We start from the raw sequence: 20,080 nt of genomic DNA, 5'->3' as shown, positions 1-20,080 counted from the left end.
TGGATGATCATCTCTTTTGCAGTCCAATTGTTGTTTTACAAGCTATTATTTAAAATATTGGATTGGCTCTTTAAACTTATTTAGATGGTCATCCAAGTCGCAGAGAACTAGCAGGAACTCCACTGCTAGTTTTTTAATCTCTTTCCTTATGGTATAATATAAGCAGTAAAATCATTTTAGAATATTCAGTGGAGGTCGTCATGGACAATATCATCGATGTGTCAATTCCCGTTGCAGAAGTGGTGGACAAGCATCCAGAAGTCTTGGAAATTCTAGTGGAGCTTGGTTTTAAACCCCTTGCTAATCCCTTGATGCGCAACACAGTCGGTCGCAAGGTATCGCTTAAGCAGGGTTCTAAGCTTGAAGGAACTCCTATGGACAAGATTGTCCGCACGCTGGAAGCAAACGGCTACGAAGTGATTGGATTAGACTAATGGCAGATGAACGAATTCATGTCCTGCGGGATATTTTGTTAGAATTGCATAATGGCGCCTCTCCTGAGTCGGTTCAGGAGCGTTTTGATGCTACCTTTACAGGTGTTTCAGCCATCGAGATTTCCCTCATGGAGCACGAGCTGATGAACTCAGACTCAGGTGTCACCTTTGAAGATGTCATGGAACTCTGTGATGTCCATGCCAATCTTTTTAAAAATGCTATCAAAGGTGTCGAAGTAGAGGATACTGAGCATCCAGGCCACCCAGTTCGGATTTTCAAAGAAGAAAATCTGGCTCTCCGTGCAGCTTTAATTCGCATTCGTAGATTGTTAGATACCTATGAGTCTATGGAAGATGAAGAAATGCTTGCGGAGATGCGTAAGGGTTTGGTGCGTCAGATGGGACTTTTGGGGCAATTTGATATCCACTACCAACGTAAGGAAGAACTCTTCTTTCCTATCATGGAGCGCTATGGACACGACTCACCTCCTAAAGTTATGTGGGGAGTGGATGACCAGATTAGGGAACTCTTTCAAACAGCTTTAGCGACAGCCAAGTCACTACCTGAAGTGCCGATTTCCACTGTAAAAGAAACTTTTGAAGCCTTTGCGACAGAGTTTGAAAGTATGATTTTCAAGGAAGAGTCCATCCTTCTCATGATTCTCCTTGAGTCCTTTACTCAGGATGACTGGCTTCAGATTGCAGAGGAGAGCGATGCCTATGGCTATGCTATCATCCGTCCGTCTGAGAAATGGGTACCAGAACGACAAAGTTTCGTTGAGGAAAAGATTGCAGAGGAGCCTATTCAGCTAGATACGGCAGAGGGACAAGTTCAGCAGGTTATCGATACGCCAGAAGGCCAGTTTACCATTACCTTTACCCCTAAGGAAAAGGAAGCAGTGTTGGACCGCCATAGTCAACAGGCTTTTGGCAATGGCTATCTCTCGGTCGAGCAGGCTAATCTCATCCTCAATCACCTCCCTATGGAGATTACTTTTGTCAATAAAGACGATATTTTCCAGTATTACAATGACAATACGCCAGCTGATGAGATGATTTTCAAACGGACCCCTTCACAAGTTGGGCGCAATGTTGAACTTTGCCATCCGCCTAAGTACTTGGACAAGGTCAAAACTATCATGAAGGGACTTCGTGAGGGTACTAAGGATAAGTATGAAATGTGGTTTAAGTCTGAGTCGCGAGGTAAATTTGTCCATATCACCTACGCAGCAGTGCACGATGAAGAGAGAGAATTCCAAGGGGTGCTGGAGTATGTTCAGGATATTCAACCCTACCGTGAGATTGATACGGACTATTTCCGTGGATTAGAATAAGGAGAAAAAATGAGTTACGAACAAGAATTTATGAAGGAATTTGAAGCTTGGGTCAATACCCAAATCATGATCAACGACATGGCGCATAAGGAAAGCCAAAAAGTCTACGAAGAAGACCAAGACGAACGTGCCAAAGATGCCATGATTCGCTACGAAAGTCGCTTGGATGCGTATCAGTTTTTGCTTGGTAAGTTTGAAAATTTCAAGGCAGGTAAGGGATTCCATGATTTACCAGAAGGCTTGTTTGGTGAGCGAAATTATTAAACGAGATAGATTCTTGATTTTTTACTAAAATCTTGATAGAATATTTATATTAAATCCTTGTCAGAGCAGGGGTTTTTTATTGAAAGGATTTTATCATGTCAAAGAAACTCAATCGTAAAAAACAATTACGAAATAGCCTCCGTCGTGCAGGTGCTTTTTCAAGTACTGTGACGAAGGTTGTAGAAGAGACAAAAAAAGTCGTGAAGCGTGCAGAACAGTCAGCAAGCCAAGCTGGTAAGGCTGTTTCTAAAAAAGTTGAACAAGCAGTAGAAGCTACCAAAGAGCAAGCGCAAAAAGTAGCCAATTCTGTAGAAGATTTTGCAGCAAACTTGGGTGGACTTCCACTTGACCGTGCCAAAACTTTCTATGATGAAGGAATCAAGTCTGCGTCAGATTTTAAAAATTGGACTGAAAAAGAACTCCTTGCCTTGAAAGGAATCGGCCCAGCTACCATCAAGAAATTGAAGGAAAATGGCATCAAGTTCAAGTAATCTTTCTTGTCCCTTGCAATTCCAGGAAAAACTTGCTACAATAAAGCCATCAGAGGTGTTTTGAATCCCACATTTTACAGAAAGTGGCGGTGCTGAGAAGTCCACAAATGTGTCAAAACTGGTTGCTGATGGATGAAAAATGAAATATTACTGTCTTTTTATTTTAAAGACAAGAGTTGCGGGCGTTGCCCGAAATTGGGTGGTACCGCGGATAAACACATTCGTCCCTGTCATGTAGATGGCAGGGCTTTTCTTTTGTATCTTGGTCAAAGGAGGTTGTTATGAAGCAATCTTTTAACACAAGTAAACTATATTATGGTTTTCCTATCTTCATTTTGGGGTATCAGGACCAGAATTTTGGACACAATATAACGACTTGCAGCTCCTCTTATAGTTTGGGAGATTGGCTAGTCATCAGTGTTGGCGCTGAGGAAAATGCGGCTGACCAGATTAAGTACTATCAGAAGTTCACCGTAAATATTCCTGATGAAAATCTCATGCTCGAGATGGAGCAGGCCGGATTTATCAGTCATCGGGAGAAACTGAAACACCAGGGACTAGACTACGAGATTTCTGAACAGACTCAGTCTCCGATTTTAGAGGCCTGTCCAGTCGTATTGGACTGTCAGGTAGATCGGATTATTGAGGAAGACGGTATTTGTCATATCTTTGCTAAGATTCTTGACCGACTGGCTAATCCTGAACTTTTGGATGATAAGGGACATTTTAAAAATGACAGTTTTGCGCCGACTTACTTTATGGGAGACGGGCACCAGCGCGTTTATCGTTATCTAGATGACCGAGTCAGTCCCATGGGAAGCTTTATCAAGAAAGCGAGGAAGAAAGATGACAAGAGCTGAGTTGCCAGATAAAATCGAAACAGAACGTCTCGTTTTACGAGTCCGCACCGTGGCGGATGCTGAGGATATCTTTGACTATGCTAGTTTGCCAGAGGTCTCCTATCCAGCAGGTTTTCCGCCCGTCAAGACCTTGGAAGATGAGATTTATTATCTGAAGCACATTCTTCCAGAGCGCAATCAAAAGGAAAATCTCCCAGCTGGCTATGGGATTGTTGTCAAAGGAACCGATAAAGTCATTGGTTCTGTTGACTTCAACCACCGCTATGCGGATGATGTGCTAGAGCTTGGCTATACCTTGCACCCAGACTACTGGGGCCGTGGCTATGTACCAGAAGCAGCACTAGCCTTGACTGACCTAGGCTTTAAAGAATTGGGTCTTCACAAGATTGAATTGGTCTGCTTTGGTCACAATCTCCAAAGTCAACGAGTCGCAGAAAAACTTGGATTTACCCTCGAAGCTCGCATAAGAGACCGTAAAGATGCCCGAGGGAATCGCTGTGATGATTTGAGATACGGCTTGTTGAAGAGTGAGTGGGAGAGTTTAAACTGTTAGATGAGGGAGGTCATTTTTGAAATTAATGTGTTTTCTTGAGACCGATGATAGAGTAAGGAAGTTTTTTGTTCAAGTTTGGAAAATATGTTTGAATTCGCTTGCTTTTTTTCCTATACTGTCCCTTGTATCTATTTTAGGATTAACACTTCCCGCATTTTTATTAAGCTTATTTTTTAGCAGGGATATTGCATTTTCTATTCTGGAGATAATAACTTTTTTGTTTTTGATATGTTTTTATCTTAAATTATTCTCTAAAAGAAGGCTCTCTGAAATTGCTATTCTTACTTATTGGTGTATTTCTATCTCAACTTTGATTATATTCTTCCTAATCGATTTAAAATTAGTTATAATTTTCCAGTTTGCATTGATACTGATATATGCACTTAAATATATAAATCGATTTAATAAGTTTAGAGACTTTCTTACTAAAAGTACTGAATCCTTGGCTTTTATAAATGTTTTTGATGGAATATTCTGCGGAATATTGATTTACTTTTTACAAAATCTGAATTTAGTTGAATCAATTTTGATTAACGTATCTCAGTATTTCTTAACTAATTATGGTATAAGTGAAAATCAAATAAACAACTGGTTCAGTATTTTAATAATATTAATACTACCATCTATATTATCTACCATAAAAAGTATAGTATCAATTAAGATATTTAAAAAAGTTAATAAAGTAGATGTTCCTAAGGGAAGGACACTATGGAATGTATATGCCACGATGTTTATTACTTCGTTTTTGTGGTATTATATCTATCTTTATTACTTTTTTTCTAAAGCTATGAATTCTGAGACTGTTTTAGTAATTGACATTCTTACATTCATTTTATATATAGTACTTTATTCATTCTTTTGGTGGCAAATTTATAATATGATTGGATATGGTGCAAAAGATATAAAAGAAGTGATTGCTTCATGGCTAACTGCAACAATGAGTATATTATTGTTGACAGTATTTAATCAAGTTGAAAACGAATTAATCAATGCTCTAAGCTGGTTTTTACCAATACTAATTCCAAATCTAATAGGGGAAATAAATTCTCAGTTTGATACAAATAAATATAAGAAAAAACCAATAAGAACTGATAAAATGGATAGACACCTCTATCGAGTTCAAATATATTGTTTTCTTACTTTATTAATGTTGAGTATTATTCCAAAGTTAATTGAAATTATATGGGGATGGAAGATTAAAGTAGAGTTGGCCAAGCTAATAAATTCGTCAGCTGATTGGACATCTGAATTTATTGCCTCAACTATAATTGTTTTCTTTTGTTTCATATTATCATTAATTATTGGAAGGGGCATGATTTGGTTGTTAAAATATTTCTATTTAGATCCATCAAAAAGATATTATAAATTTGAAAAAAATAAAAGGAGAAAAAATAATGTCTAAAGAACTTTCACCTAAGTACAATCCAGCCGAGGTTGAGGCTGGTCGTTACCAAAAATGGCTTGATGCAGATGTTTTCAAGCCTTCAGGAGATCAAAAGGCTAAGCCTTATTCTATCGTGATTCCACCACCAAACGTAACTGGTAAACTTCACCTTGGTCACGCTTGGGATACGACTTTGCAAGATATCATCATCCGTCAAAAACGCATGCAAGGTTTTGATACGCTTTGGCTTCCTGGTATGGACCACGCTGGTATTGCCACTCAAGCTAAGGTTGAGGAGCGCTTACGTGGTGAGGGTATTACGCGTTATGACCTAGGTCGTGAAAAATTCCTCGACAAGGTCTGGGAATGGAAAGACGAATATGCCACTACTATCAAGGAACAATGGGGCAAGATGGGGCTCTCTGTAGACTACTCTCGCGAGCGTTTCACTCTTGACGAAGGCTTGTCAAAAGCCGTTCGTAAGGTCTTTGTGGACCTTTATAAGAAAGGCTGGATCTACCGTGGTGAGTTTATCATCAACTGGGACCCAGCTGCTCGCACAGCCCTTTCTGATATTGAAGTTATCCACAAGGATGTCGAAGGTGCCTTCTACCACATGAACTACATGCTAGAAGACGGATCACGCGCCCTTGAAGTTGCGACAACTCGTCCTGAAACTATGTTTGGGGACGTTGCGGTTGCGGTTAATCCAGAAGACCCACGCTACAAGGACTTGATTGGCAAAAACGTCATCCTTCCAATCGCTAATAAACTCATCCCAATCGTTGGAGATGAGCACGCAGATCCTGAGTTTGGTACCGGTGTTGTTAAAATCACACCTGCCCATGATCCAAACGACTTCTTGGTTGGTCAACGCCATAACTTGCCGCAAGTTAACGTCATGAACGACGACGGAACTATGAATGAGCTTGCCTTTGAATTTGTAGGCATGGACCGTTTTGAAGCTCGTAAAGCAGTCGTTGCTAAGTTGGAAGAAATCGGTGCCCTTGTTAAAATCGAAAAACGTGTCCACAGTGTTGGTCACTCAGAGCGGACTGGTGTTGTGGTTGAGCCACGCTTGTCTACGCAGTGGTTCGTCAAGATGGACCAATTGGCTAAAAATGCTATTGCCAACCAAGACACAGATGACAAGGTCGAATTTTACCCACCTCGTTTCAACGATACCTTCCTTCAATGGATGGAAAATGTCCACGACTGGGTAATCTCTCGTCAGCTTTGGTGGGGTCACCAAATCCCTGCTTGGTACAATGCAGAAGGTGAAATGTATGTCGGTGAAGAAGCTCCAGAAGGCGACGGATGGACTCAGGACGAAGACGTCTTGGATACTTGGTTCAGTTCTGCCCTTTGGCCATTCTCAACTATGGGCTGGCCTGATGTCGATTCAGAAGACTTCAAACGCTACTTCCCAACTTCAACCTTGGTAACAGGTTACGACATTATCTTCTTCTGGGTGTCTCGTATGATCTTCCAATCATTGGAATTCACTGGTCGTCAGCCATTCCAAAATGTCCTTATCCACGGTCTCATTCGTGACGAGCAAGGACGCAAGATGTCGAAATCTCTCGGTAACGGGATTGATCCAATGGATGTTATTGATAAGTACGGAACAGATAGCCTTCGTTGGTTCCTTTCAAACGGTTCTGCACCAGGTCAAGACGTGCGCTTCTCTTACGAGAAAATGGATGCTTCATGGAACTTCATTAACAAGATCTGGAATATCTCTCGCTACATCCTCATGAACAATGAAGGCTTGACTCTTGAGAAAGCAACTGCCAATGTGGAAAAAGTTGTTAACAAGGAAGCTGGAAATGTCACAGACCGCTGGATTCTCCATAACCTCAATGAAACGATTGGCAAGGTTACTGAAAACTTTGACAAGTTTGAGTTTGGTGTCGCTGGACACATCCTCTACAACTTCATCTGGGATGAGTTTGCGGACTGGTACGTTGAGTTGACTAAGGAAGTCCTTTATAGCGACAACGAAGAAGAGAAAGTCATCACACGTTCTGTTCTCCTTTACACTTTGGACAAGATCCTTCGTCTCCTCCACCCAATCATGCCATTTGTGACAGAGGAAATCTTTGGACAAATCTCAGAAGGCTCAATCGTCACAGCAGAATACCCAACTGTTAATCCAGCCTTTGAAGACCTTGCGGCCCACACAGGTGTCGAAAGTCTCAAAGACTTGATTCGTGCTGTTCGTAATGCGCGTGCGGAAGTAAACGTAGCACCAAGCAAACCTATCACTATCCTTGTTAAAACAAGCGATAGCGACTTGGAAACCTTCTTTAACAGCAATGTCAACTACATCAAACGCTTCACAAATCCAGAACACTTGGAAATCGCATCAACCATCCCTGCACCTGAACTCGCTATGTCAAGCGTCATCACAGGAGCAGAAATCTACTTGCCACTGGCAGACCTCCTCAATGTCGAAGAAGAATTGGCGCGTCTCGACAAGGAACTAGCTAAATGGCAAAAAGAATTGGACATGGTTGGTAAGAAGCTCTCTAACGAACGCTTCGTAGCCAATGCCAAACCAGAAGTCGTCCAAAAAGAACGCGACAAACAAGCCGACTACCAAGCCAAATATGATGCGACCGTCGCACGTATTGATGAGATGAAGAAGCTCGTTAAATAAACATAGAAACACGGTGATGAACCGTGTTTTTTGGTATAATGAAATAAATATCTATTGATGGAGAAAGTGATGTCTAAACACCCGCATTATGAATTGTTAAATCTAATTGGTTACGGTCTTGCCAAGTTTGACAAGCTTTTTATAAAAGAATTTCAATGCTCTAGCAAGTCGGAGTTTTATCGTTATGTGGTTTCTCTGGGAGTTGCTGAAACAACTGGAGTTGTAAAAAATAGAATGGATTTATTTGATCCTTATTTTGACAATAGTCGAAAAGGTTGGTGGCAAAAAGCTGAAGTCTACCGTTTTCGAAAAGATTTAATTGATATGATGTTTGGAAATGAAGATGTTCATAGTTATGCTGAAATCGTTAAAATGTTACTTGCTAGTGAAGGAAAACAAACAGGCATTACTACAATTGAAAAACCAATTATTCGAACTAAATTCAAACGTCTGCAGGAAACGGGGATGGAGGCAGAGAATTATTTTATCCTTCATTTTGATAAAGAAGAAAAATTTCAAGGTGGACAGCTAACTGATGCCCGTCTTTATGGTGATGGATATGATTTCCAAGTAGATGTTCATGAGCATTCCTACATTGCAGAAGTTAAAGGGATTCGAAAACCTAAGGGTCGTATCCGTTTGACTGCCAACGAATTTGAAAAAGCAAAAGAATTTCAATCAGATTTTATTTTATCTCTGGTTACCAATTTAGATGATATTCCAAAGTTAGTGTTAATCGATAATCCTTTAAAACATTTTGAGTTTAAAAAGAATATTATCAAAAATGAAATCATTGAATATAGAAGCTTAGAAGATTTGTATTAGTTCCCCCTTAACCTTTGACTATTCCGCAAAATTATCGTAAAATAAAGAGTAAATGATAAAATGAGGTCAGAGTCTGTTCGCTCTGGCGATAGTAGTATAAATGAGGAGAAACGCTTTGGAATTAGAAGTATTTGCTGGGCAAGAAAAAAGTGAACTATCTATGATTGAGGTAGCGCGTGCTATCTTGGAACTTCGTGGTCGCGATCATGAGATGCATTTTAGCGATCTTGTAAACGAAATTCAAAACTACCTTGGAACATCAAACAGCGATATCCGTGAAGCCTTGCCTTTGTTCTACACAGAGTTGAACTTTGACGGTAGCTTCATCTCACTTGGAGACAACAAATGGGGGCTTCGTTCATGGTATGGTGTGGACGAAATTGACGAAGAAATCATCGCTCTTGAAGAAAATGACGACGATGAAGTAGCACCAAAAGCTAAGAAAAAACGTGTCAATGCCTTCATGGACGGCGATTCAGATGCCATTGACTACAATGCGGATGATCCAGAGGATGAAGATGCATACGAAGCAGATCCAGCTCTTTCATACGATGATGAAAATCCAGATGATGAGAAAAATGAAGTGGAAGCTTACGATGCAGAAATCAACGAAATCGCCCCTGATGACTTGGGTGAAGACGTGGATCTCAACGAAGATGACGACGAGTTTTCAGATGATGATGCTGAAAACATCGAGGAGTAAAAGTTAGCTATTGACAATTATCCTATTTTTAGGTATCATATTGTTCGGGCACCTCTTTTAGAGGTCGGGGCTCCCTAGTTCTTAGGGAGCTATTTTTGTTTTTTCAAGAAGTTATATTCTTGTATTTTATACTCAATGAAAATCAAAAAGCAAACTAGGAAGCTAGCCGCAAGCTGTACTTGAGTACGGTAAGGCGCAGCTGACGTGGTTTGAATTTGATTTTCGAAGAGTATTTGTTGTGAATCTGGTGCAGTCATCCCAGATTATTCTTATTAATAGGGTCTTGTTTTCTATGTCCCCTCGTAGTTAGCAAGACCTTGAGCATTTTAGAAAGAGGAATCTATGTCTACGAAATATATTTTTGTAACTGGTGGTGTGGTATCGTCTATTGGGAAAGGGATTGTAGCAGCGAGTCTGGGCCGTCTCTTGAAAAATCGTGGTCTCAAAGTAACCATTCAAAAGTTTGACCCTTATATCAATATTGATCCGGGAACTATGAGTCCTTACCAGCACGGGGAAGTTTTTGTGACAGATGACGGAGCTGAGACAGATTTGGACTTGGGTCACTATGAACGTTTCATCGATATCAATCTTAATAAATATTCCAACGTGACAACTGGTAAAATTTACAGTGAAGTTCTTCGTAAGGAACGCCGTGGAGAATACCTTGGGGCAACTGTTCAGGTTATTCCTCATATCACAGATGCTTTGAAAGAAAAAATCAAGCGTGCCGCTGTAACGACCGACTCGGATGTCATTATCACAGAAGTTGGTGGAACAGTTGGGGACATCGAGTCCTTGCCATTCCTAGAGGCCCTTCGTCAGATGAAGGCAGATGTGGGTGCGGATAATGTTATGTACATCCATACAACCTTGCTTCCATACCTCAAGGCTGCTGGTGAAATGAAAACCAAACCAACTCAACACTCTGTAAAAGAATTGCGTGGCTTGGGAATCCAACCAAATATGTTGGTTATTCGTACAGAAGAGCCAGCTGGTCAAGGAATTAAAAACAAACTGGCACAGTTCTGTGATGTGGCACCAGAAGCCGTTATCGAGTCTTTAGATGTTGAACATCTTTACCAAATTCCATTGAACTTGCAGGCACAAGGTATGGATCAAATTGTCTGTGACCACCTGAAATTAGACGCACCAGTAGCAGATATGGCAGAATGGTCAGCCATGGTAGACAAGGTCATGAACCTCAAGAAACAAGTTAAGATTTCCCTTGTCGGTAAGTATGTGGAGTTGCAAGATGCCTACATTTCTGTGGTCGAAGCCTTGAAACACTCTGGTTATGCCAACGACGCAGAAGTGAAAATCAATTGGATCAATGCCAATGATGTGACAGCAGAGAATGTGGCAGAGCTTTTGTCTGATTCGGACGGAATCATCGTACCAGGTGGTTTTGGCCAGCGTGGTACTGAAGGGAAAATACAAGCTATCCGCTATGCGCGTGAGAATGATGTTCCAATGTTGGGAGTCTGCTTGGGAATGCAGTTGACTTGTATCGAGTTTGCTCGTCACGTTTTGGGTCTTGAAGGTGCCAATTCTGCAGAGCTTGCACCAGAAACAAAATATCCTATCATTGATATCATGCGTGATCAGATTGATGTTGAGGATATGGGTGGAACCCTTCGTTTGGGGCTTTATCCATCTAAGTTGAAACGTGGCTCTAAGGCAGCAGCTGCTTATCACAATCAAGAAGTGGTGCAACGCCGTCACCGTCACCGTTATGAGTTTAACAACGCTTTCCGTGAGCAGTTTGAGGCAGCAGGTTTTGTCTTCTCAGGTGTTTCTCCAGACAATCGTTTGGTAGAAATCGTGGAAATTCCAGAAAATAAATTCTTTGTAGCTTGTCAGTATCACCCTGAACTATCAAGCCGTCCAAATCGTCCAGAAGAACTCTACACTGCCTTTGTCACTGCAGCAGTTGAGAACAGTAATTAGCAAAATCAGAACCTTTGAGAAGAATCTCAGAGGCTTTTTACTTGCTTTTCTGCTGCTTCCTCATTTGTCCTAAAGCCTTTTTTGTGTTAAAATGAATGGTATGAAAGCTAAAAAAATGTGGATGGCAGGCTTGGCTCTGCTAGGTATTGGAAGTCTTGCCCTTGTTACGAAAAAAGTTGCAGATGACCGCAAGCTCATGAAGACTCAGGAAGAGTTGACAGCGATTGTGCGAGACCATTTTTCAGACATGGGGGAAATTGCGACCCTCTATGTTCAAGTTTATGAAAGCAGTCTAGAGAGCTTGGTTGGTGGCGTCATTTTTGAGGATGGCCGTCATTATACCTTTGTCTATGAAAACGAAGATCTAGTCTATGAGGAGGAAGTCTTATGATACAACCAGCAAGTTTAGAAGAATTGGCATCTTTAGTGGAAAAAGATGGCAAGAAGGTCTTTCTTTTTGTGGCGGACTGGTGTGGCGATTGTCGTTATATCTATCCTGCCTTGCCAGAAATTGAGGAGACCAATCCAGAGTTCACCTTTATTCGTGTGGATAGAGACCAGTATATGGATTTGGCTAAACTCTGGGATGTTTACGGAATTCCTAGCCTTGTTGTTCTAGAAAAGGACAAGGAAATTGGCCGTTTTGTTAATCGAGACCGTAAAAGCAAACAACAAATTAACGACTTTTTAGCAGGACTGAAATAGGAGAAAAGGAAACAATGATTTTTACATATAACAAAGAACATGTCGGTGATGTCCTTATGGTCATCGTGAAAAACAGTGGAGCTTCCAAACTGGATGTGGAGCGCAAAGGCAAAGTAGCCCGTGTTTTTCTCAAAGATAATGGGGAAACAGTGGCTTGGAATATTTTTGAAGTTTCAAGTTTGTTTGAAATTGCAGAGCGCGGTCAAGTCTTTTTATCAGATGAGCAAGTCGCTCGTTTGAACCAAGAGTTGCAGGCGGAAGGCTTTGCAGAAGAAATTATCAATGACAAGGAACCTAAGTTCGTCGTCGGTGAAATTGTCGAGATGGTAGCCCATCCAGATAGTGACCACCTTAACATCTGCCAAGTTGCAGTCGCAAATGACAAGACAGTGCAAATCGTTGCAGGGGCTCCCAATGCGCGTGTTGGTTTGAAAACAATTGTAGCTCTTCCTGGAGCTATGATGCCAAAAGGGAATCTCATTTTCCCAGGTAAGCTTCGTGGTGAAAAGAGTTTTGGCATGATGTGCAGCCCTCGTGAACTTGCCTTGCCAAATGCTCCGCAAAAACGTGGGGTTATTGAATTATCAGAAGACCAAGTTGTCGGAACTCCATTTGCCCCAGATAAACACTGGACTGCCTAGGAAGTTGTCAGTATCTGATAGACCAGATAGAAGGAAATAAGATGGCAAAAAATGTTGTGATTACAGGAGCGACATCAGGTATTGGTGAAGCGATTGCGCGTGCTTATCTGGAGCAGGGGGAGAATGTTGTTATAACAGGACGACGGATAGACCGATTAGAAACCCTAAAGTCGGAGTTTGCAGAGACCTTCCCAAATCAAACAGTTTGGACTTTTCCACTGGATGTGACGAATATGACCATGGTCAAGACTGTCTGCTCAGATATTTTAGAAACGATAGGTCAGGTTGACATTTTGGTTAATAACGCAGGTCTGGCTCTTGGCTTGGCTCCCTATCAGGACTATGAAGAGTTGGATATGCTGACCATGTTGGATACCAATGTCAAAGGTTTGATGGCAGTTACTCGCTGTTTCTTGCCAGCAATGGTAAAAGCCAATCAGGGTCATATTATCAATATGGGATCAACCGCAGGAATCTATGCCTATGCAGGTGCAGCTGTCTATTCAGCCACCAAGGCGGCAGTTAAGACTTTTTCAGATGGACTGCGAATCGATACCATCGCAACGGACATCAAGGTGACGACTATTCAGCCTGGAATTGTCGAAACAGATTTTTCGACGGTACGTTTTCACGGTGATAAAGAGCGGGCTGCGTCCGTTTACCAAGGAATAGAAGCTTTGCAAGCTCAGGATATTGCAGACACAGTGGTTTATGTGACCAGTCAACCTCGCCGTGTGCAAATTACAGATATGACCATTATGGCTAATCAACAGGCGACAGGTTTCATGGTTCATAAAAAATAAAAAATTTTCTCGAAAAGTTACAAATTTCTGTAACTTTTTTTGATTTTCTACGAATAGATAAGTAGGAGGAAGAAAATATGTATAATAAAGTTATTCTTATTGGAAGAATCGTTGCAGCACCAGAATTGCACAAAACCAACAATGACAAGTCAGTAGCGCGAGCAACTATCGCTGTGAATCGTCGTTACAAAGACCAAAATGGCGAACGTGAAGCTGATTTTGTCAATATGGTCCTATGGGGTAGACTAGCAGAAACTTTGGCAAGCTACGCAACTAAAGGTAGTCTCATTTCCGTTGATGGGGAATTGCGTACTCGTCGCTTTGAGAAAAATGGTCAAATGAATTATGTGACCGAAGTACTTGTTACTGGATTCCAACTCTTGGAAAGTCGTGCCCAACGTGCCATGCGTGAAAATAACGCAGGGCAGGATTTGGCAGATTTGGTCTTGGAAGAGGAAGAATTGCCATTTTAAATATTGAAAAGTCTGAGTTGATCTCAGGCTTTTTATCTTGAGAAAGTCAGACTTTTTTCTTGACTATTTCTGACCAAGTGATACAATAGAACTAATGATTTAGCACTTAGGTATAAAGAGTGCTAATAATATCTATCTCATTATGGAGGAAATCAGATGTTGAAACCATTAGGAGACCGTGTGGTCTTGAAAATTGAAGAAAAAGAACAAACTGTTGGAGGCTTTGTCCTCGCAAAATCAGCCCAAGAAGAAACGAAAACAGCTACAGTAGTGGCTACTGGACAAGGTGTTCGTACCTTGAACGGTGACTTGGTTGCTCCAAGTGTTAAAGCTGGAGACCGTGTCTTAGTTGAAGCTCACGCAGGTCTTGATGTCAAAGATGGCGATGAAAAGTACATCATCGTAGGCGAAGCTAACATCTTGGCTATCATTGAAGAATAGAAGGAGAAAGTAAGTATGTCAAAAGAAATTAAATTTTCATCAGATGCCCGTTCAGCTATGGTTCGTGGTGTCGATATCCTTGCAGACACTGTTAAAGTAACCTTGGGACCAAAAGGCCGCAATGTTGTTCTTGAAAAATCATTCGGTTCACCACTCATCACCAATGACGGTGTAACTATTGCCAAAGAAATCGAATTGGAAGACCATTTTGAAAATATGGGTGCCAAATTGGTATCAGAAGTAGCTTCAAAAACCAATGATATTGCAGGTGATGGGACTACAACTGCAACTGTTTTGACCCAAGCAATCGTCCGTGAAGGCATCAAAAACGTCACAGCAGGTGCCAATCCAATCGGCATTCGTCGTGGGATTGAAACAGCAGTTGCCGCAGCAGTTGAAGCCTTGAAAAACAATGCTATTCCTGTTGCCAACAAAGAAGCCATCGCTCAGGTTGCTGCCGTATCTTCTCGTTCTGAAAAAGTCGGCGAATACATCTCTGAAGCCATGGAAAAAGTTGGCAAAGATGGAGTCATCACTATCGAAGAGTCACGTGGTATGGAAACAGAACTTGAAGTTGTGGAAGGAATGCAGTTTGACCGTGGTTATCTTTCACAGTATATGGTAACAGATAGCGAAAAAATGGTAGCTGACCTTGAAAATCCATACATTTTGATTACTGATAAGAAGATTTCAAATATCCAAGAAATCTTGCCACTTTTGGAAAGCATTCTCCAAAGCAATCGTCCACTCTTGATTATTGCAGATGATGTGGACGGCGAAGCTCTTCCAACTCTTGTCTTGAACAAGATTCGTGGAACCTTTAACGTAGTAGCAGTTAAGGCACCTGGTTTTGGCGACCGTCGCAAAGCCATGCTTGAAGATATCGCCATTTTAACAGGCGGAACAGTTATCACAGAAGATCTTGGTCTTGAGTTGAAAGATGCGACAATTGAAGCTCTTGGTCAAGCAGCGAGAGTAACTGTGGACAAAGATAGCACTGTTATCGTAGAAGGTGCTGGAAATCCTGAAGCGATTTCCCACCGTGTTGCAGTTATCAAGTCTCAAATCGAAACTACAACATCTGAATTTGACCGTGAAAAATTGCAAGAACGCTTGGCGAAATTATCAGGTGGTGTAGCGGTTATTAAGGTCGGAGCTGCAACTGAAACTGAGTTAAAAGAAATGAAACTCCGCATTGAAGATGCCCTCAATGCTACTCGTGCAGCTGTTGAAGAAGGAATCGTTGCAGGTGGTGGAACAGCCCTTGCCAATGTGATTCCAGCCGTTGCTGCCTTGGAATTAACAGGAGACGAAGCAACGGGACGTAATATTGTTCTTCGTGCCTTGGAAGAACCTGTTCGTCAAATTGCCCACAATGCAGGTTTTGAAGGCTCTATCGTTATCGATCGTTTGAAAAATGCCGAGCTTGGTACAGGTTTCAACGCAGCAACTGGTGAATGGGTCAACATGATTGATCAAGGGATTATCGACCCAGTTAAAGTGAGTCGCTCAGCTCTACAAAATGCAGCATCTGTAGCCAGCTTGATTTTGACTACAGAAGCAGTAGTAGCCAATAAACCAGAACCAGTGACCCCAGCTCCAGCAATGGATCCAAGCATGATGGGCGGCATGATGTAAGTTTTCTGTAGATAGTAACTTATAAAAAACACAAAAGGAGGGAATGCCCATCCCTCCTTTTTATGCTATTGACTTCTAAATAGATTTGAGCTCTCCTAACTTATATGATAAAATAAGATTAGAAAAAGGAGAAGAACATGATCGATGTAGAAGAAATTCTGAGCAAGATGAACCCCAATCAGAAGATTAATTATGACCGTGTCATGCAGAAGATGGTACAAGTATGGGAGAAAAATGAGCAGCGGCCAACCATTCTCATGCATGTTTGCTGTGCCCCTTGCAGTACCTATACTCTAGAATATTTGACTAAGTATGCAGACGTGACCATTTATTTTGCCAATTCTAATATCCATCCCAAGGCAGAATACCATAAGCGTGCCTATGTGACTAAAAAGTTTGTCAGTGATTTCAATGAGCGAACTGGCAATAACGTTCAATACCTAGAAGCTCCTTATGAACCTAATGAATATCGTAAACTGGTTCGAGGTTTGGAAGAAGAACCTGAAGGTGGCGACCGTTGTAAGGTTTGCTTTGACTACCGCCTGGATAAGACAGCGCAAGTGGCTATGGATCTGGGCTTTGATTATTTTGGCTCAGCCTTGACCATTAGTCCTCATAAGAATTCTCAAACCATTAACAGCATCGGAATCGATGTGCAAAAAATTTATACAACCCACTATTTTCCAAGTGATTTCAAGAAAAATCAGGGCTACAAACGTTCAGTAGAGATGTGTGAGGAGTATGATATCTATCGTCAATGTTATTGTGGCTGCGTCTATGCAGCCCAGGCTCAGAATATTGACCTGGTTCAAGTTAAGAAGGACGCCACAGCGTTCATGCTTGATAAGGATGTTGAAAAAGACTATTCCCACATCAAATTTACTGTTACGAAATTAGATATATAGAAATTAATCCAGCTGAAAAGCTGGGTTTTTCAAATAAAAAAAACCAGGGCTCTCACCCCAGTTTGACAACTTTACCGATTCTTTAGTTCTACATAGCGCTTGTACCAAATGTTTACATAGGCTTCTGAGAAAGGACCACGTCCATTGTTAATCCAATCAACAAGAATTTTGACATGTTCTTTTAAAATATAGTCCAAATCATCAGAATAATTCATTTTGCGTTTGTGACGCTCATACTCCTCAACGTCCAAGAGACGTTTTTCCCCATCTGTAAAAATTTTAACATCCAAATCGTAATCAATATACTTCAGAGCTTCTTCGTCCAGATAGTAGGGGCTGGCCATATTGCAATAGTAGGAAATCCCATTATCACGAATCATGGCAATGATATTAAACCAATATTTCTTGTGAAAGTAAACAATAGCCGGTTCTCGAGTGACCCAACGACGACCATCACTTTCGGTAACCAGTGTATGATCGTTGACACCAATAATGGCGTTTTCTGTTGTTTTTAGTACCATGGTGTCCCGCCAAGTTCGGTGGAGACTCCCATCATGCTTATAACTTTGAATTGTAATAAAGTCGCCTTCTTTTGGAAGCTTCATAACTAACCAACTTTCTACAATTTATAAGTTTATCGTTTACTATTGTACCATAAAATTACCTAAAATCTGTGAATTTTACATGAAAATATTAAAGATATTCTCTGAGAGCGCTTGCTATATCCGAAAAATCGTAGCCTTTTCGTGCTAAAACTTGAGTTAAACGCTGTTTAAGTTCGTATCCTTCATATTTTCGGACATACTTGGCATATTGCTTATCCAGTTCCTTGAAGATGAGTTCCTGAGTCGTTTCTTGGTCAACTTGACTATCCAACTGATCAAAGGCACTTTTAGTATCAGAGTAAGAGAATCCTTTGTTGGTCAAGTTTTGGATAATCTTATCTTGCAAGGCACGAGCTGGAAGTTTTCCTTCATATTTTTTCAAGAGTTTATTAGCTACACGTTGAGCAACTTCCGAAAAATCAAAATCATTCAAGATTTCTTCTATAGTAGATTTTGAAATTCCTTTTTGTGCTAATTTCTGAGTCAGTATATAAGGTCCCTTGTCTCCTGAAAGTTGATTGGCATTGATGATAGCATAAGCGTACTGGCTATCATTAATCCACTTATCTTCTTTAAGATTAGCAATGACTTGAGAAACTATTTTTTCATTAATATCATATTTTTTTAGATATTCTCTGACCTCTTTTTCAGTACGTGCTTTAAAGGATAGGTGGTAGAGGGCTAGATTCTTACCATAAGAAAATTGGGCAAAGTCCTGAATTTCCTTCAATTCCTCTTCGCTTATCACCTTATCTCTCGATAACATAAAACGAACAATTGTATCTTCAGAAATGTAGCATTTGTCACCATTATCAAGCTCTATCAGATAGAGTCTTTTTTTCTTTTCAAGTTTTGTGATTTTCATAGTTCTATTATAACTCAAAATGTGATAAGATAGGGGTATGAATCTGAAAGTGAAACAAAAAATACCATTAAAAATTAAGCGTATGGGAATTAATGGTGAAGGAATCGGCTTTTATCAAAAAACCTTAGTCTTTGTACCTGGAGCTCTCAAAGGTGAAGATATCTATTGTCAGATTACTTCCATTAAACGTAACTTTGTAGAGGCAAAATTACTGAAGGTCAATAAGAAGTCTAAATTCCGTGTTGTGCCAGCTTGTACTATTTATAATGAATGCGGAGGATGCCAAATCATGCACCTGCATTATGATAAGCAGCTGGAGTTCAAGACGGACCTACTTCACCAAGCACTGAAAAAATTCGCCCCTGCAGGATATGAAAACTATGAAATTCGTCCAACTATTGGAATGCAGGAACCAAAGTACTACCGTGCTAAGTTACAATTTCAGACTCGAAAATTTAAGAATCAGGTCAAGGCGGGCTTATATGCACAAAACTCTCACTATTTAGTAGAGTTGAAAGACTGCCTGGTACAAGACAAGGAAACCCAAGTGATTGCTAATCGTCTAGCAGAATTGCTTACTTATCACCAGATTCCAATCACCGATGAAAGAAAAGTTCTAGGTGTTAGAACTATTATGGTCCGACGAGCAAGAAAGACTGGACAGGTTCAGATTATTATTGTTACAAACCGTCAGCTTAACTTAACCCAACTTGTAAAGGACTTAGTTAAAGATTTTCCAGAAGTTGTGACAGTAGCTGTTAATACAAATACAGCTAAAACCAGTGAGATATATGGTGAAAAGACAGAGATTATCTGGGGAGAAGAGAGTATTCAAGAAGGTGTACTCGACTATGAATTCTCACTATCCCCTAGAGCTTTCTATCAGCTGAATCCTGAACAAACAGAAGTCCTCTATAGCGAGGCGGTAAAAGCGCTGGATGTTGATAAAGAAGACCATTTGATTGACGCTTATTGTGGAGTTGGAACGATTGGATTTGCCTTTGCAAAGAAAGTTAAAACCCTCAGAGGTATGGATATTATTCCAGAAGCCATTGAAGATGCCAAGCGAAATGCTAAAAGAATGGAATTTGATAATACTCATTATGAAGCTGGAACAGCAGAGGAGATTATTCCTCGTTGGTACAAGGAAGGCTACCGAGCAGATGCTCTGATTGTGGACCCACCACGTACAGGTCTGGATGATAAGTTATTAGATACTATTCTTACTTATATACCAGAAAAAATGGTTTATATTTCTTGTAATGTTTCGACCTTGGCTCGTGATTTGGTAAAGTTAGTAGAAGTCTATGATCTTCATTATATTCAGTCGGTCGACATGTTCCCACATACAGCTCGAACTGAAGCTGTTGTAAAATTAATAAAAAAATAGAAAAAAGGTGTTGACAAAGTTAGAAAAGTCGGTATAATAGTAAGAGTTGAAAATAGCAACTCTGGTCCGTTGGTCAAGGGGTTAAGACACCGCCTTTTCACGGCGGTAACACGGGTTCGAATCCCGTACGGACTATGGTATGTTGCAGATGGCA

22 protein-coding genes and 1 tRNA gene are annotated in these 20,080 nt (G+C 40.7%); 21 read left to right on the top strand and 2 right to left on the bottom strand.

Annotated elements, in window-relative coordinates:
- The first annotated feature begins 200 nt into the window (after positions 1 to 200).
- The 19 genes from B7696_RS01975 (at position 201) to B7696_RS01880 (ending at position 17,066) form a co-directional block, all read left to right on the top strand.
- The gene (locus B7696_RS01975) at positions 201 to 434 is read left to right on the top strand and encodes a DUF1858 domain-containing protein (RefSeq protein ID WP_000368739.1); all 234 of its coding nucleotides are present in this window, start codon (positions 201 to 203) and stop codon (positions 432 to 434) included.
- Positions 434 to 1,768 carry a DUF438 domain-containing protein gene (locus B7696_RS01970; RefSeq protein ID WP_084861849.1) on the top strand — a complete coding sequence of 445 codons (1,335 nt, stop codon included), beginning with the start codon at positions 434 to 436 and terminating at the stop codon, positions 1,766 to 1,768. Before B7696_RS01975 ends, B7696_RS01970 begins: the two co-directional genes overlap by 1 nt.
- 9 nt (positions 1,769 to 1,777) lie before the next feature.
- Positions 1,778 to 2,032, top strand: coding sequence for a DUF1912 family protein (locus tag B7696_RS01965; protein WP_000119707.1), 255 nt, complete (start codon positions 1,778 to 1,780; stop codon positions 2,030 to 2,032).
- A 95-nt stretch (positions 2,033 to 2,127) separates the two neighbouring features.
- Positions 2,128 to 2,523, top strand: a complete 396-nt coding sequence (locus tag B7696_RS01960) for a helix-hairpin-helix domain-containing protein (protein ID WP_000038635.1) — start codon at positions 2,128 to 2,130, stop codon at positions 2,521 to 2,523.
- Positions 2,524 to 2,804: 281 nt separating this feature from the next.
- Positions 2,805 to 3,383 carry a flavin reductase family protein gene (locus B7696_RS01955; RefSeq protein WP_084861847.1) on the top strand — a complete coding sequence of 193 codons (579 nt, stop codon included), beginning with the start codon at positions 2,805 to 2,807 and terminating at the stop codon, positions 3,381 to 3,383.
- Positions 3,370 to 3,936: a GNAT family N-acetyltransferase gene (locus tag B7696_RS01950; protein WP_084861846.1), complete on the top strand. Its 567-nt coding sequence runs from the start codon at positions 3,370 to 3,372 to the stop codon at positions 3,934 to 3,936. Before B7696_RS01955 ends, B7696_RS01950 begins: the two co-directional genes overlap by 14 nt.
- Positions 3,937 to 3,961: 25 nt before the next feature.
- Positions 3,962 to 5,338 (top strand): beta-carotene 15,15'-monooxygenase, encoded by a 1,377-nt coding sequence (locus tag B7696_RS01945; RefSeq protein ID WP_084862046.1) that lies wholly within the window; start codon positions 3,962 to 3,964, stop codon positions 5,336 to 5,338.
- Complete coding sequence (locus B7696_RS01940; protein ID WP_084861844.1) at positions 5,331 to 7,982, top strand: valine--tRNA ligase; 2,652 nt, start codon at positions 5,331 to 5,333, stop codon at positions 7,980 to 7,982. The genes B7696_RS01945 and B7696_RS01940 overlap by 8 nt, the downstream gene beginning before the upstream one ends.
- Positions 7,983 to 8,051: 69 nt before the next feature.
- On the top strand, positions 8,052 to 8,807 hold the full coding sequence (locus B7696_RS01935; protein ID WP_192856274.1) for a protein NO VEIN domain-containing protein: 756 nt from the start codon (positions 8,052 to 8,054) through the stop codon (positions 8,805 to 8,807).
- 115 nt (positions 8,808 to 8,922) lie between these two features.
- On the top strand, positions 8,923 to 9,510 hold the full coding sequence (gene rpoE, locus B7696_RS01930; protein ID WP_000418401.1) for a DNA-directed RNA polymerase subunit delta: 588 nt from the start codon (positions 8,923 to 8,925) through the stop codon (positions 9,508 to 9,510).
- Positions 9,511 to 9,852: 342 nt separating this feature from the next.
- Complete coding sequence (locus B7696_RS01920; protein WP_084861840.1) at positions 9,853 to 11,460, top strand: CTP synthase; 1,608 nt, start codon at positions 9,853 to 9,855, stop codon at positions 11,458 to 11,460.
- Positions 11,461 to 11,551: 91 nt separating this feature from the next.
- Positions 11,552 to 11,851 (top strand): DUF4651 domain-containing protein, encoded by a 300-nt coding sequence (locus B7696_RS01915; protein ID WP_084861839.1) that lies wholly within the window; start codon positions 11,552 to 11,554, stop codon positions 11,849 to 11,851.
- A complete protein-coding gene (locus B7696_RS01910) occupies positions 11,848 to 12,165 on the top strand; it encodes a thioredoxin family protein (protein WP_000615777.1) in 318 nt (105 codons plus the stop codon). Before B7696_RS01915 ends, B7696_RS01910 begins: the two co-directional genes overlap by 4 nt.
- A 14-nt stretch (positions 12,166 to 12,179) precedes the next feature.
- Entirely contained in the window at positions 12,180 to 12,806 is a 627-nt protein-coding gene (gene ytpR / locus B7696_RS01905; protein WP_084861837.1) for a YtpR family tRNA-binding protein, read from the top strand.
- A gap of 41 nt (positions 12,807 to 12,847) precedes the next feature.
- Positions 12,848 to 13,609 carry an SDR family NAD(P)-dependent oxidoreductase gene (locus tag B7696_RS01900; protein ID WP_084861835.1) on the top strand — a complete coding sequence of 254 codons (762 nt, stop codon included), beginning with the start codon at positions 12,848 to 12,850 and terminating at the stop codon, positions 13,607 to 13,609.
- 77 nt (positions 13,610 to 13,686) lie between these two features.
- A complete protein-coding gene (locus B7696_RS01895) occupies positions 13,687 to 14,082 on the top strand; it encodes a single-stranded DNA-binding protein (protein ID WP_033679741.1) in 396 nt (131 codons plus the stop codon).
- 156 nt (positions 14,083 to 14,238) lie between these two features.
- Positions 14,239 to 14,523, top strand: a complete 285-nt coding sequence (gene groES / locus B7696_RS01890; protein ID WP_000917335.1) for a co-chaperone GroES — start codon at positions 14,239 to 14,241, stop codon at positions 14,521 to 14,523.
- 15 nt (positions 14,524 to 14,538) lie between these two features.
- Positions 14,539 to 16,161, top strand: coding sequence for a chaperonin GroEL (gene groL / locus B7696_RS01885; RefSeq protein WP_084861832.1), 1,623 nt, complete (start codon positions 14,539 to 14,541; stop codon positions 16,159 to 16,161).
- Between the two features lie 137 nt (positions 16,162 to 16,298).
- Positions 16,299 to 17,066: an epoxyqueuosine reductase QueH gene (locus B7696_RS01880; protein ID WP_084861830.1), complete on the top strand. Its 768-nt coding sequence runs from the start codon at positions 16,299 to 16,301 to the stop codon at positions 17,064 to 17,066.
- A gap of 71 nt (positions 17,067 to 17,137) precedes the next feature.
- On the opposite strand, the gene ntdP is transcribed toward B7696_RS01880, so the two are convergent.
- Together ntdP and recX are read right to left on the bottom strand one after the other, a co-directional pair.
- Positions 17,138 to 17,671 (bottom strand): nucleoside tri-diphosphate phosphatase, encoded by a 534-nt coding sequence (ntdP, locus tag B7696_RS01875; RefSeq protein WP_000775316.1) that lies wholly within the window; start codon positions 17,669 to 17,671, stop codon positions 17,138 to 17,140.
- Between the two features lie 88 nt (positions 17,672 to 17,759).
- The gene (gene recX / locus B7696_RS01870) at positions 17,760 to 18,536 is read right to left on the bottom strand and encodes a recombination regulator RecX (RefSeq protein ID WP_084861828.1); all 777 of its coding nucleotides are present in this window, start codon (positions 18,534 to 18,536) and stop codon (positions 17,760 to 17,762) included.
- A 37-nt stretch (positions 18,537 to 18,573) separates the two neighbouring features.
- Here recX and rlmD point away from each other — a divergent pair, with 37 nt between their 5' ends.
- Entirely contained in the window at positions 18,574 to 19,926 is a 1,353-nt protein-coding gene (gene rlmD, locus B7696_RS01865; protein ID WP_084861826.1) for a 23S rRNA (uracil(1939)-C(5))-methyltransferase RlmD, read from the top strand.
- A gap of 63 nt (positions 19,927 to 19,989) precedes the next feature.
- A tRNA-Glu gene (locus B7696_RS01860) sits at positions 19,990 to 20,061 on the top strand.
- Positions 20,062 to 20,080: the final 19 nt, after the last annotated feature.

Origin of the sequence: Streptococcus mitis (assembly GCF_002096815.1) — a bacterium.
In the GTDB taxonomy this organism is placed as follows: domain Bacteria; phylum Bacillota; class Bacilli; order Lactobacillales; family Streptococcaceae; genus Streptococcus; species Streptococcus mitis_AD.
This window is presented reverse-complemented; position numbering and strand designations above follow the sequence as displayed.